10 protein-coding genes and 1 pseudogene are annotated in these 13,403 nt (G+C 45.8%); 6 read left to right on the top strand and 5 right to left on the bottom strand.

Annotated features, from left to right (window positions below; all coding sequences use genetic code 11):
* On the bottom strand, positions 1-943 hold a 943-nt coding region (locus PF479_RS05405), incomplete at its 3' end, for a sugar MFS transporter (protein WP_298003205.1).
* 102 nt (positions 944-1,045) lie between these two features.
* Between PF479_RS05405 and fdhF the strand changes: the two genes are divergently transcribed.
* The 4 genes from fdhF (at position 1,046) to PF479_RS05385 (ending at position 6,214) form a co-directional block, all read left to right on the top strand.
* On the top strand, positions 1,046-3,751 hold the full coding sequence (gene fdhF, locus PF479_RS05400) for a formate dehydrogenase subunit alpha (RefSeq protein WP_298003202.1): 2,706 nt from the start codon (positions 1,046-1,048) through the stop codon (positions 3,749-3,751).
* Positions 3,748-4,347: a molybdenum cofactor guanylyltransferase gene (locus PF479_RS05395; protein WP_298003199.1), complete on the top strand. Its 600-nt coding sequence runs from the start codon at positions 3,748-3,750 to the stop codon at positions 4,345-4,347. The genes fdhF and PF479_RS05395 overlap by 4 nt, the downstream gene beginning before the upstream one ends.
* Positions 4,344-5,084: a formate dehydrogenase accessory sulfurtransferase FdhD gene (gene fdhD, locus PF479_RS05390; RefSeq protein ID WP_298003196.1), complete on the top strand. Its 741-nt coding sequence runs from the start codon at positions 4,344-4,346 to the stop codon at positions 5,082-5,084. The genes PF479_RS05395 and fdhD overlap by 4 nt, the downstream gene beginning before the upstream one ends.
* A gap of 161 nt (positions 5,085-5,245) precedes the next feature.
* Complete coding sequence (locus PF479_RS05385) at positions 5,246-6,214, top strand: aldo/keto reductase (RefSeq protein ID WP_298003194.1); 969 nt, start codon at positions 5,246-5,248, stop codon at positions 6,212-6,214.
* A 1-nt stretch (position 6,215) separates the two neighbouring features.
* On the opposite strand, the gene PF479_RS05380 is transcribed toward PF479_RS05385, so the two are convergent.
* The 4 genes and pseudogenes from PF479_RS05380 to PF479_RS05365 all read right to left on the bottom strand — a co-directional run bounded on the left by PF479_RS05380 (position 6,216) and on the right by PF479_RS05365 (position 9,688).
* Positions 6,216-7,292 carry a sensor domain-containing diguanylate cyclase gene (locus tag PF479_RS05380; protein WP_298003192.1) on the bottom strand — a complete coding sequence of 359 codons (1,077 nt, stop codon included), beginning with the start codon at positions 7,290-7,292 and terminating at the stop codon, positions 6,216-6,218.
* A gap of 248 nt (positions 7,293-7,540) precedes the next feature.
* Positions 7,541-9,022, bottom strand: a complete 1,482-nt coding sequence (locus PF479_RS05375) for a RecQ family ATP-dependent DNA helicase (RefSeq protein WP_298003189.1) — start codon at positions 9,020-9,022, stop codon at positions 7,541-7,543.
* 83 nt (positions 9,023-9,105) lie between these two features.
* Complete coding sequence (locus PF479_RS05370) at positions 9,106-9,273, bottom strand: N-6 DNA methylase (RefSeq protein WP_298003187.1); 168 nt, start codon at positions 9,271-9,273, stop codon at positions 9,106-9,108.
* Positions 9,236-9,688: pseudogene (locus PF479_RS05365) on the bottom strand (N-6 DNA methylase). Before PF479_RS05365 ends, PF479_RS05370 begins: the two are co-directional and overlap by 38 nt.
* A gap of 426 nt (positions 9,689-10,114) precedes the next feature.
* On the opposite strand from PF479_RS05365, the gene PF479_RS05360 reads away from it, so the two are divergent.
* Positions 10,115-11,164 carry an alpha/beta hydrolase family protein gene (locus tag PF479_RS05360; protein WP_298003184.1) on the top strand — a complete coding sequence of 350 codons (1,050 nt, stop codon included), beginning with the start codon at positions 10,115-10,117 and terminating at the stop codon, positions 11,162-11,164.
* A gap of 762 nt (positions 11,165-11,926) precedes the next feature.
* A partial coding sequence (locus PF479_RS05355; protein ID WP_298003181.1) for an alpha-L-arabinofuranosidase C-terminal domain-containing protein occupies positions 11,927-13,403 on the top strand: 1,477 nt, incomplete at its 3' end.

Here is a 13,403-nt window from a genome sequence, read left to right as displayed (position 1 = left end):
GGAATACAGGCGCAATGGCCAGTCCGGTCAGGCCGATGCCGAAGATGGTCATACTGTTATAAAGATCAACAAGGATCATTACCGTCCCCGTGATGGCCAGAAAGACGCTGAAATAAATCATGGTAGAAACTGAGAATTTCCGGCTGTACCAGCCTGCCATTATCCGGCCCAGTGTAAACTTACCCCAGTAGCTTCCCGTGATGAACCCGGCGACGGCTGGTGCCACTCCTCTGGACTCGGTCAGCAGAGAGTAGGTCCAGAGCCCCAGCCCCAGTTCCACCCCTGTATAGATAAAGAACATCAGCATGCTCAGCCAGACGGTGACTTTTTTCATGGTTTCTGCCAGAGTAGCCTCTTCTCTCAGCTGGGCTTCTTCTTTCAGACTGATATTTTTCCACCAGCCCTTTGTCATGAGGAAGGCCGCCGCCAGCAGTATCTGAGCCCCCGCTACAACGACATAGCCCCATTGCCAGCGTTGAGTCCAAGTGATCCCCAGTGTCATGATGACCGGACCGATGGTGATTCCTACCCCAAAACTGGCATGAAGCCACTGCATCATTCGTTCGCTATGATTCTGGGCAATATAGGTATTGATTCCTGCATCGATGGCTCCGGCTCCCAATCCTCCCATAACCGCCGCCCCGATAAAGAAAATCCATAGGGGTGTTATGGAAAAGACCAGAAAAGCCGCTGCCGTCATAGCGAAACTCAGACTGAGAAGACCTCCGATACCCAAACGCCTGACAAGAGTGCCGCTGAAAAAACTGGAAAGAGTGTAACCGGCTGTTGAACAGACAAGTAAGAGTCCCAGGGCATCCAGGGGCAGTGAAAAATCAGTTCTGATTCCCGGCCAGGCGACCCCTAAGAGTCCATCGGGGAGTCCCAGAGAGATAAAGGCAATAAAGGAGAGAACGACTAGACCGCTTATTCCGAATTTTTTCATGAAAATAGTTCCTATGGCAAATTGCTTTTTTGACTCTATTCTATATCATTTCTATGATTAACATCCTGGTTATATATGATATTCTCTATAGAAGGGGGCTTCATGGATTCTGTACATATTAGCATAAACGGTCAAACTATAAGGGTAGAAAAGGGCCGGAATCTTCTGGATGCGGCTCGTGAGAATGGATTTGATATTCCCTCTCTCTGTTATATGAAGCATATGCACTCTTTGGAAACATGCCGTATGTGTGTTGTCCGTATTGAGGGATTGCCCGGGCTGAAGAGTGCCTGCTCCCTGCCGGTAAAAGAGGGGATGGTGGTCACTGCCTTTGACGATGAGATTGAGAAGGTTCGGCGCACTACTCTGGAACTGATTCTGGCAGACCATGATTATGATTGTTCTATCTGTCATCAGGCCGGAGAATGCAGCCTCCAGGACCTGGCCTACAGATACCAGATCGGAGAGGATACGAATCGGTCCTTCGGTTCTGTCCATGACCGTCCGGATTTGAAATATGACGACTCATCTCCCGTTCTGGAATTTGATCCGGGCAAATGCATCCGTTGTGGTATCTGCATCCAGGCCTGCACAGAAATTCAGGGTAAGTTTGTTCTGGATTGGATGGACCGGGGCATGGATGTCTATCCCTCCCCGGAATACCGGGAGTGGAAAGATTCCAGCTGCGACGGCTGTGGTGAATGTGTTCAGAATTGTCCCACCGCCGCCTTGACGGAAAAACCAGTTAACGGCCGGTTCCGGATCAGTACCATCGACCGGAAGGTCCGGACGACCTGCGGCTACTGCGGTGTCGGTTGTCAGATGGACCTCTGGGTCAAGGGGAACCGGGTCGTGAAGGTCAGGGGAGCCGGTCCGGAAATACTCCCCAACAGAGGCCGTCTCTGTGTGAAAGGGCGCTTTGGATATGAGTTCCTGAGCAGCCCCGAACGGCTGACAAAGCCTCTGATCAGGGAAAACGGAGAGTTCCGGGAAGCCTCCTGGGATGAGGCTCTGAGCCTGACGGCCCGCAGACTCTCCCACATTCGGGACAATTCCGGTTCGGATGCCCTGGCCGGCCTGGCTTCGGCCCGCTGCAGCAATGAAGAGAATTATGTCTTTCAGAAATTTGTGCGCACGGCTTTGGGGACTAATTCGGTGGATCACTGTGCCCGGCTCTGCCATGCCCCCACCGTGGCCGGACTGGGACGTGCCTTTGGTTCGGGAGCCATGACCAATCCCATCGGCGATCTGGCCGGGGCGGACTGTATTCTGATCACGGGAGCCAATGTCTCCGAGACTCATCCGGTTACCGCCACCTATATCCGCTATGCCCGGGACCGGGGGGCGAAGATCATCGTCATCGATCCCCGTAAGATAGATCTGCTACAGGGTTCCTACCTCTGGCTCCGGCAAAAATCAGGAACAGATGTGGCCTGGATCAACGGTCTGATTCACATCATCCTGGAAGAAGGACTGGCTGACCGGGACTTTATAGAATCCAGGACGGAAAATTTTGCCGCCCTGGAAGAAGCGGTGAAGCCCTTCACTCCCGAGCTGGTAGAGGATATATCGGGCATCCCGGCAGAAAAGCTCCGCCTTGCCGCACGGGCCTATGCAGGAGCCGAAAAGTCATCCATCGTCTTTGCCATGGGGATTACTCAGCATGTGACGGGAACCGATAATGTGCTGTCTCTGGCCAATCTGGCCATGGTCTGCGGACAGATCGGCAGGGAATCCACGGGTGTGAATCCCCTGCGGGGACAGAATAATGTTCAGGGTGCCTGTGATATGGGGGGACTCCCCAATGTATATCCCGGGTACCAGCAGGTGACAAATCCGGAGATCCGGCATAAATTTCAAACAGCCTGGGCAGTGGATCAGCTTCCTGAAGAGAAGGGCCTGACCGTCATGGAGATGATGAATGCCGCCTCAGATGGTCTGCTGAAGGGACTGTGCATCATGGGAGAAAATCCCATGCTCTCGGATCCGAACCTGAATCATGTGGAAGCCTCTTTGAAGGCTCTGGATTTTCTGGTGGTGCAGGATATTTTCATGACCGAGACTGCCGCTCTGGCGGATGTTGTTCTGCCTGCCGCCGCCTATGGTGAAAAGGAGGGGACCTTCACCAATACCTGGCGACGAATGCTGCGGGTTCGGGGGGCCGTCAGTCCCCCCGGAGAGGCTCTGCCGGACTGGCAGATCATCGCCGGAATATCCTCCCGCATGGGGTATCCCATGGCCTATAAGAATGCATCTGCCATCATGAAAGAAATTGCGTCCCTCACTCCCTCATACGGCGGTATCAGCTATGAGCGTCTGGAAGAGGAAGACCTGCAATGGCCCTGTCCGACGGAGGATCATCCGGGAACCGCCTTCCTTCATAAAGACCGGTTTTCCCGGGGGAAGGGCCTTTTTCATCCTGTGGATTTTATACCCTCGGCGGAACGGCCCGACAAGGAGTATCCCTTCGTCCTGTCCACGGGACGGATGCTCTATCATTATCACACCGCCACCATGACCCGCCGGTCCAGGGCATTGAATACCTTTGCCCCCGAGGCCTATGCCGAAGTCTGTGAGGAGGATCTGAAGGCTCTGGGTGTAGCAGACGGCGGGATGCTCAGAGTGACCTCCCGACGGGGGGAGATTACCGTTCCGGCACGCTTGAGCGAGAGGGTCGCCCCGGGGGTAATCTTCCTTCCCTTTCATTTTCATGAGTCTCCGGTGAACCGCCTGACCAATGATGCCCTGGACCCCCAGTCAAAAATACCCGAGCTGAAAGTGGCGGCCTGCCGGGTGGAGCCGGCATGATCGACCTGAAGGCCGAGGCAGGCCCCTATGTGACTTCCGGAATCCTCACTGGTGGGGGCAGCCGCCGCTTCGGCCGGGACAAGGCCCTCTTTCCCTGGAAGGGACAGACCCTGCTGGAGTGGACCCTGGAGGGAGCACGGAATATGACACAGGAGCTGTATCTGCTGGCAAAAGATCCCTCTGATTACCTCTATATGGGAGTGCCTGTGCTGGAGGACGGCAGTTCAGTTCCGACACCCTTGAATGGGATTCTATCAGTGATGCCCCATGTCCATGACTGGCTTCTGCTTTTAGCCTGTGATATTCCCTTCTTTGATAAAAAAGTTCTGGAACTCCTGTGGGAATATAGGAGCCGGGATCAGGCCACAGTCCTGAGGTTTGCAGGGAAATATCAGCCCTTTCTGGGACTCTATCCTGTATCGGTTCTACCTTATTGGGAAGAGGCTTTTTATGCCGGGGAATACCACCTGCAGAGGGTTGTCGAAAGAATGCCCCGGATCGTACTGGAAGAAGAGGAACTCCTGGCCCGGGGCATCCGGGCCGAAAGTTTTTCGAATATTAACTGCCCTGCCGACCTGGAAAAGCTGGCCTTGTGATCAAAAAAGAGTTTCCCATCATCCGCTATGACCACGGGCGAGCCGAATCCAGGATGGACCCGGTTATCTGCGAAAGCTGGCTCTCTGTCTATCTGAATGATCAGCTACTCACGGAGATTCCCGTTACCAACCGGGATCTTCCCGACCTGGTGACGGGCATCCTCTACACCGAAGGTTACCTGAGGCCCTCCGAAATTCCTGTGATAAAGCTGGACGGTTCCCTCTGCCGTGTGACCCTGGACCGCAGCATTCAGATCAGAACTCTGCGTGATCAGGTGGACTGTGCCTCCTCTCGTATCGAGCTGGATGAAACTATCATACCCCTACAACCGGGGCCCCTCAGGACTCCCGATGACATCCTTTCTCTCACAGCTGCCTTTCAAAAACTGCCCTCCGTGTATCACGAGACAGGGGGCGTTCATATGGCCGCCTATGGGGAGGACCAGATTGAGTTCTGGGCGGATGACATCAGCCGCAGGAATGCGGTGGATAAGGTCATCGGGAAGGGCTTCCTGGGGGGAGTGGACCTAAGCCGGGGGCTGATCATCACCTCAGGCCGGATCTCCTCCGACCTGGTGCTGCGGATGGTGAAAGTCGGCATCCCTCTCATTGTTTCTTTGTCTGCCCCCACGGATACAGCCCTGGAGCTGGCTTCCTCTTATGGTGTGACTGTCTGCGGCTTTGCCCGGGGACTGAGGATCAATGTTTATACCCAGGGGGACAGGCTGGGGCTCTAGTTCTTATTTCAAAAAAAATGAATAAGCACGGCCCTTATTATTGAAGTGACAACTTTCTGGTGTGAAGTCATCTAAAAAGGCTTAGACTTACTACATTGATTTGTACCAGATGCCTGGTAGGGGATTACATCTCTCAATAAAAAATATGAAAGGATTTTATCATGAAAATTGGAAATAAAAATTTACCCGAACAATACATTATTTATGGAGCCATGGGACTGGGGGGAGAATGGGGAGATGAAAAACCTGTCACCCCCAAAGACATTGATGAGGGCCGATTGGCCCTGGATACGGCCATCGACTGCGGTCTTACTTTTTTTGATCTGGCGGATATTTATAAATCAGGCAAATCTGAAATTGTTTTTGGACATTATTTAAAAGAAAACCCTCATATCAGAGAAAAAATAATCATCCAGTCCAAGGTCGGAATCCAACTGACCGGTGTTCCTTTCGGGTCTCGTTTTAATTATTCCTATTCCCATATCATTGAGTCTGTAGATGGAATCTTGAGTCGATTGGGAACGGATTATCTGGATATCCTCCTCATGCATCGGCCAGATCCACTGATGGAAAAGGATGAATTAAAAAAAGCCATGGATGAACTGTTTTCCAAGAAAAAGATCCGTGCTCTGGGAGTCTCCAATATGGATCATCATCAGATTCGGCTCATTGAGGCCTATACGGGCAGGAAAATTGTGGCCAACCAGCTGGAGCTGAGTCTTTTGAAGACCGATTTTGTCTGCAATACTGTCGGATTCAATAATTCCATGGGAAAGAATCTTGATTTCCCTATCGGGACCCTGGAATATTGCATGCTCAACGGAGTCAGCCTACAGTCCTGGAGTCCTCTGGCAAGAGGTATTTTTTCCGGTAAGACCCTGGATGATAAAACAGCTGAAACCGTGAAGAAAACAAAAGAGATTGTGAATCGTATGGCAGAGGCTAAAGATGTCTCGGCAGACGGTATCGTTCTGGCCTGGCTCATGAAACATCCTGGCAGGATCAATCCTGTGATCGGCAGCAAAACCCCCGAGCGAATTAAAAAGGCTATGGATGCTTTCAAAGTTGAACTGACCAGGGATGAATGGTATGAACTGCTGGTGGCTTCAAAGGACCAGAACATGCCGTGAGTTATTGCGGAAAATCCTCCTGATTTTCCGACTCAATCACCATTTCTAGGTTCTCAGTCATGTCGGATATTGTCATTTCTGATTTTCTGTTTTTTTCTCTATACATTTTTATATCCGCCATATGGAGCATCTCTTTCAGGCTGCTTCCATCGGATTCATGAACTCCTATGCTGAGTCCGATTTGGATAGTCTTCTCTTTATTCATCTCCGATAAATGTAAGAGCAGACGGTTTTTCAGCTGTTCCGCAGCAGTCAGCAATGTGTCGGGTAATAGAATGGCAAACTCATCCCCGCCATAACGACAGGGTAGATCAGCAGCCCTTAAATGCTTGCGGAGTAGATCCGCGACTTGAATCAGTACCCGGTCTCCTTCTTTATGTCCATGAACATCATTGACCCGCTTAAACCCGTCAATGTCAATCATCATCACAGAAAAGGCCCGGCCAGTCCGTTTTTCTCTATCTGATTCCTTCTGATAATTCATGTCAAAGCAGCGTCGATTGTTCAGACCAGTCAGGGAATCTATTGTGGCAATACGCTGAAGGGCTCGCATATAATAGGCTTTTTCGATGGCAATCCCTGCAAAGTCAGCAATCGTCTTCAGAAGCTGCAGTTCCAGGGGGCTGAAAGGCTTTCCATCAATTTTATTGATCAGCTCAATCACACCAAATACTTTTTTCCCATTTTTGAGGGGAACCCCGATGATGGATTCTGTTTTAAACTGGTTCAGCTTATCCATTTCTGAAAAGAAACGCTTGTCCCGCTCTACATCCTCGATAATTAGTGCCTCACCGTTTTCAGCAATCCAGCCGGCTATTCCCTGACCACAGGGGAGTGTCATCCCCTTCATGTTTTCAACACCGCTTCCAACAACGACCTCGAATTTCAAATCTCCGGTCTTGGGGTTCCTGAGTAGGAGAGACCAGTATGACGGGGCAAATATTATTCCCACGTGATTCATAACAGCATTCATTGTCTCGTGAACCGTCTTACAGGAACTGATCTCTTTGCCCAGTTCTGTCAAAAAAGAGAGCTTGATCAGGTCATTCAACTGATCGTTTCCACCTGTAATCATCATATATAAACTCCTGAACAAATGATAATATCACAAAAGTCACAGCATAACGATAATTTCAGGCAGGCGATCGAAGATCTATGGTATTTGACCCTGAAATAAATAGTTGAGAAAAAAAGGCAGAGAATGGAATACAAGTTACAGAATTCTGTCGGGAAAACAACATTAGTTCAATACTTTTATATTTGTGGTGATCAAAATATGGCGGTATGGATATTACAGTAACGTCCACTGACTTTCTGATGTGACTATTATCTGTCCGTTAATTTCCCTTTCAAGATTCCTCTGATAAGCTGTCTGACTTTATCTGCAGAAATAAGACCATGAATCGTATCCTTCACATCATCCGGATTCCAGGAGGACAGACTGCCGAATCCTGACGATCTATCATACCGCCCCTGCCGGATTTCCCGACTGTAGCGTCCTAAAAGGAAATTCGCCAGCATCTTAGGAGTAAAATGCTTTCGGAAGATTCCAATGATTTCTATGATTAAATCCTCCACCGGATCTTTCAGAATGACCTCTCCCCGGCACACATCACAGCTGTCACAATCTTCCGGTTCAGCTTCCAGTATGGATAAAAGGCTTTCCCTCCGGCAGGTCTGTGAATCCTCGGCAAAGGCTAGAAGTTTTTCATAGCGATCCCGGAGGTCGACCCGGGGATTCTTATCCTCTTTATGTTTATCTTCAGGATGATACAGCAGAATAGCCCGGCAGGGCTGCCTGTCCCGCCCGGCCCGTCCAGACTCCTGCAGATAGGCTTCCACGGAGGAGGGGAGGCTGTAATGGATGACCGTTCTGATGTTCGATTTATCCATGCCCAGACCGTAGGCGCAGGTGGCCGCCAGAATTCCATTATCAGAATGAAAAAACCATTCTTCCAATTCCTGACGCAGTTCTTTTGTAAGTCCTGCATGGTAAAAACGGATCTCCTGATCATCCAGTCTCTGACGGAGGTAGAGGGCGCATTGCTCAGTCTGCCTTCGGCTGGAGCAGAAGATGATGGCCGGTCGTCTAATCCTGGGAATCAATTCGGTCAAAGTTTTCATTCTGGATAAAACCGGCAATACCTCATAATGGATATTCACTCTGTCCGGGTTGGCCATCACCAGATTGAAGTTCAGCCCTGTAAACAGGATGGATTTGATTTTCTCCAGAATCTGGGGAGAGGCGGTGGCTGTAAAGGCGGTGATCTGCTCGGGTGCCAGTTCGGGAAGGATCTTTCCCAGTTCCAGGCAGGCCGGCCGGAATGTCTCTCCCCACTCGGGGATGGTATGGGCCTCATCCAGGACCAGATGGACTATTTTTACATGTTTCAGTTTTTCTCTGACCTCCGGGAGGATCAGCATTTCCGGATTGCTCAGGAGCATTGTTGTTTCTCCTGATTCCAGCCCTCCACATAGTTCGGCTTTTTCCTGGGAACTCATGCCGCCTTTGAGGACTGCCCCCGTGAGACCAGCCTCTTTCACACGCCTCAGCTGATCCGCCATCAGTCCCAGAAGGGGAAAAACGACTATCGTAAGACCTTCCAGCAGACAGGCGGGCAGCATAAAGCAGAGGCTCTTGCCTGCTCCTGTGGGCAAGAGCACAACCTGATGGATTGGGGCCTCGGACTGCTCTTCCTCGCCGAAGTATCCCGAGCGGCGGAGGATGTTGGTGATGACCAGCCTCTGGTAGGGGAATAGGTAGTCTATGCCGAAACGTTGTTTGGCCGTGTCTACTAAGGTGTCCATAATTACTTCCTTATGGAATATAACAGAATAAAAGGAACTGATGATTCAATGCTGAATTCAGTCTTTATTCTTTCAAGGGTAAATCATAAAGATCTGTTGATTTCCACATTATCCTGTGAGCTATCGATTCCTCGGATGACGAGATTCATCTTAGCCAGACGCCAGGTTGTCTGATTACTCTCCTGACCATAAATAGAAAGATCGTTGACCTTTCTATTTATGGTCTGCGACAAATTTCTCAGATTGAACAAACATACCACCTGAACCACAACAGGGGTCTAATACACGTCCTTTCTATGGTTGGAGCATCTCAACAAGCATCTCAACTACCGAACGGGGTGTATAAAATTGTCCCCCTTTTTTACCTTCAGCAAGAGCAAACTCACCAAGAAAGTACTCAAAAACATGGCCCAAGAGATCTGCACTTCTGGCTTTCGCATCCCCAAAAGCAATATTACCAATCATGTCTATCAGGGAACCAAGACTGGTGGGATCGAGGTTTCCACGAGCAAAAACTTTAGGAAGTACATTCTTAAGAGAAGGATTGTCTTTCTCAATTGCATCCATAGCGTCATCAACAATCCTCTCTTTAATCTCATTCAGAGATTCTGCATATTGAGGATATTGAGCCGCCAGATTCTTTAATATCCCCTTTTCATAAGACATGTTGTAGACCAGGACAGAGCCTTCTCCTGCAATATCTTGAATTAGATTCTCTACCAGAAGTAGCTGTAGAGAATTTGTCAATCAAAGAGTGGAATAATATAATAATCTACGTCCACATAAATCTATAGAAGGATTTCCAGAGGGAAATACCTCTCTGGCTTTTGGGTTTATATAATAAGGACATCGTTATTGGCATCAGATTTTTTAGGTACCATTTATTATTCCAATCAAGTATATTATTATGAAATATTTTGGAATACTATAACAAATACAATTCGGTCTTTAATCATAAAATTTAGTTCCTGAATTAATTCAAGAGACTAAATCGTACACAAAATGAGGAATTCCCTATATCAGAAAGAACTTAACTTTTAAGCAAATTGAGTTTCTACTATTTCGGGGGGATGCAAAATATAAGGAGTTTCTATGTCTTACAGCCATTCACCATCCCTGTTTTTTCAAAAAATGTATGAAAATATTCCACAGCATGATTTTGCTGATTTCAGTTTAAGTGACGCAAAAAAATACAAATTAGATCAAAGAGAAAAATTTGCAGGGATCCTCGGCATTAATTCAATTCCATTTAAAGCAAGTGATCTTTCTGCCAGATCTATAATGGTTGAAAGGAAGTATGAAGATTATACACTACAGCGCTATGAAATTACGATTTGTGAAGATTTGATACAGCCCGTTTATGTTCTTATTCCGGCAGGAATTCAGTCACCTGTACCTGGAGTTATTGCCCTGTCCGGTCATGGTTACGGCTGTGCGGATATTTGTGGTTTACTTGAGGATGGAACCGATAGAGGGACTGCAGATCCAGGATATCAGAAAAATTTTGCTATTGAAATCTGCAAAAGAGGCTTTATTGTGGCTGTACCTGAATTAATAGGATTTGGGGATATGCGCTCTGAAACAAAAATTTCCTTTAATGAACAAGAAGGTAATTCCTGTTACAGATATTCTACCAGTTCATTACTTCACGGACTGAACATGGCAGGATTAAGGGTTTACCAGGCAATGCGGACAGTTGATTTTCTGCAGGGTCTTTCTATGGTTGAGCCTCAAAAAATAGGTTCTATGGGAATATCCGGAGGGGGGCTTGTTTCTGCGTTTCTTTCTGTTGTAGATGAGCGTATTATTGCTTGTGTTTGCAGTGGTTATGCCTGCACATATAAACAATCAATTATGGATATATATCACTGTATTGATAATTACATACCTGGAGTTCTAACTTCTATGGGAGAAATGTACAATATTTTCGCCACTATCGCTCCCCGGGCATTGCTGCTGGAATCGGGAACTGAAGACACAATATTTCCAATAAATGCTGTCAGGGAATCTGTTGAACAGATCAGGAAATTATACAAAATATTCGATGCTGAAGATCGTTTACATCATGATATTTTTGAGGGAGATCATCAGATATCCGGTGCTATGGCTTATGACTTTCTTAAGCGTTATTTGGATAGTTGAGAGTTTCAGAAAGACATCATTTTAGGTTCATGTCTTTTTCTCGGCAGTCATCTTGTGGTATTGTTTTTATTTAGTTCTATTAAGATTAAGAGGAGATTCATTTGAAAGCCAGTCATAAATATCAATTAAGTGGATGGTTTTTATTCCTACTATGCGCAGTTTTGTACCTGATCAGTGGTATAAGAAGTAAAGACTATGTTTCGATTACAGGCAGTGTTATTTTTTTTATAGCCTGTATTATATTCCTCATCCCTTTGACTCGTGAGATTTTCGATGAACATAAAAAAAAGATTCTTAAATAAAGACGTTCGTTTCAGCTCTGTCAGACAGGCCCGATGTACCGTAAAGATGCAACATTTTCTACATGAATTAGTCTTCGTATATTAATATCAGTACGGGAGTCTGTAAGAAAGAGAATACACAAAAAAAAACTTGACTCAAGCTACCACCTGGGATTAAATAAAACAGCGGTTGAGAAATGTGACTTAGGTAGCAGGAAAAACTGGTATGGGTGGCAGTTTTCACCGGAATGTGCAAATTTACATACGCAAATACATTTATATCAAAATCTAAAATGAAAACCACTCCGGTTAGGTTTAAATAATTTTCTTGAACAAATGGGTAGGCGAGAATAGGGACCCACATTTGCATCAACTATAATTGCAATTATCCCTACTTTTATTATCTATTTTTTTCTGCATAGATACATTCTGCAAAGTCTGGCTGCAGCTGCCATCAAAGAATAAAATTCAGGAGTTGAAAATGAAATTGCATATTAATTCTAATCGTATTATTGGAAAACGTGATCCTATGATTTATGGGCATTTTATTGAAAATTTTCATCGTCAAATATATGGTGGTCTTTATGATCCTGAAAATCCATTATCAGATTCAGATGGGTTGCGTGTGGATGTAATCAACGCGATGAAAAAAATCCAGGTTCCAATTATAAGATGGCCTGGTGGATGCTTTGTCTCTGCTCATCATTGGGAAGATGCGGTTGGGCCTAAAAGGACACCAACTTATGATAAAGCATGGAGAGTTGAAGAACCTAATACATTTGGTACAGATGAATTTATTAATTTTTGTAAGAAAGTTGGATGCGAACCATACATCTGTACTAACGCGGGAACAGGTTCTTCAGAGGAAATGAGCAATTGGGTTGAGTATTGCAATCTTGAAAATATGGGAAAATATTCTAAATATAGAATTGCTAATGGTAGTGAAAAGCCTCATAACGTTAAATATTGGAGCATTGGTAATGAAAATTATGGAGATTGGGAAATAGGCGCTAAGTCTGCAAATGAATGGGGACGTTTGGTAAATGAATCTGCAAAAATGATTAATCGGGTTGATCCTTCAGTTGAACTCTCCGCAGCCGCTCTTGATGATATTGAATGGAATATAAATTTACTAAAAAGCAGTGGAAAAAGGCTTAAATGGATATCTATTCACGATTATTGGGATAAAATTCATAATGATAATGACTATGCGAGTTATGATCAGTGTATGGCCTTTACCAACCATTTAGATGATAAAGTTAAAAAAGTTGAAGGGATTTTATGTGCTCTTGGATTGGAAAATAAAATTCGAATATCTTTTGATGAATGGAATCTAAGAGGATGGTACCATCCCAATACTCATTTAATACAACAATCAAATGATCCTGAAGTATATCTACATCCGAGAGATTTAAATGATGACAATTCCAAGTATACAATGGCAGATGCGGTTTTTACAGCTTCATTTTTGAATATGTGTCTTCGCTATTGCAATACTGTTGGGATGGCAAATTTTGCACCAATCGTTAATACAAGAGGATGTATTTTTACACATGATAAAGGGATTATCCTTAGATCAACATACTATGTCTTTGATTTATTTGTTAATAATCTTGGCGATACAGTTTTAGATTCATTTTCAAATGATATGCCAACTTTTGAAGTTGTTAATAAAGAAGGAAATATTGAAATTGTTGAAGCTCTAGATATTGTCGTCACATCAAAGGATGATAAAAAAATATCCATATCAGCAATAAATAAAGATTCTAAAAAAGCGCATCCTATTTCATTAGATTTTATTAATAGAAGTAAACCAAAACGTTTTGAAATACAAACATTGTCCGGAAAATCAACTGAATCATATAATGATATTGAAATAAATGATGTTTTTCCTAAAATGATTGAGAGTACTGATTTCAATAATTCTGAAATTGAAATCACACCACATTCTATAAATA

It is taken from the genome of Oceanispirochaeta sp. (assembly GCF_027859075.1).
Classification (GTDB): Bacteria; Spirochaetota; Spirochaetia; order DSM-2461; family DSM-2461; genus Oceanispirochaeta.
This window is presented reverse-complemented; position numbering and strand designations above follow the sequence as displayed.

What these genes read in the sequence shown, in the direction of transcription:
- fdhF (WP_298003202.1), top strand. Translation starts at nt 1,046, where the DNA reads ATGGATTCTGTACATATTAGCATAAACGGTCAAACTATAAGGGTAGAA.
- PF479_RS05395 (WP_298003199.1), top strand. Translation starts at nt 3,748, where the DNA reads ATGATCGACCTGAAGGCCGAGGCAGGCCCCTATGTGACTTCCGGAATC.
- PF479_RS05385 (WP_298003194.1), top strand. Translation starts at nt 5,246, where the DNA reads ATGAAAATTGGAAATAAAAATTTACCCGAACAATACATTATTTATGGA.
- PF479_RS05380 (WP_298003192.1), bottom strand. Translation starts at nt 7,292, where the DNA reads ATGATGATTACAGGTGGAAACGATCAGTTGAATGACCTGATCAAGCTC.
- PF479_RS05375 (WP_298003189.1), bottom strand. Translation starts at nt 9,022, where the DNA reads ATGGACACCTTAGTAGACACGGCCAAACAACGTTTCGGCATAGACTAC.
- PF479_RS05360 (WP_298003184.1), top strand. Translation starts at nt 10,115, where the DNA reads ATGTCTTACAGCCATTCACCATCCCTGTTTTTTCAAAAAATGTATGAA.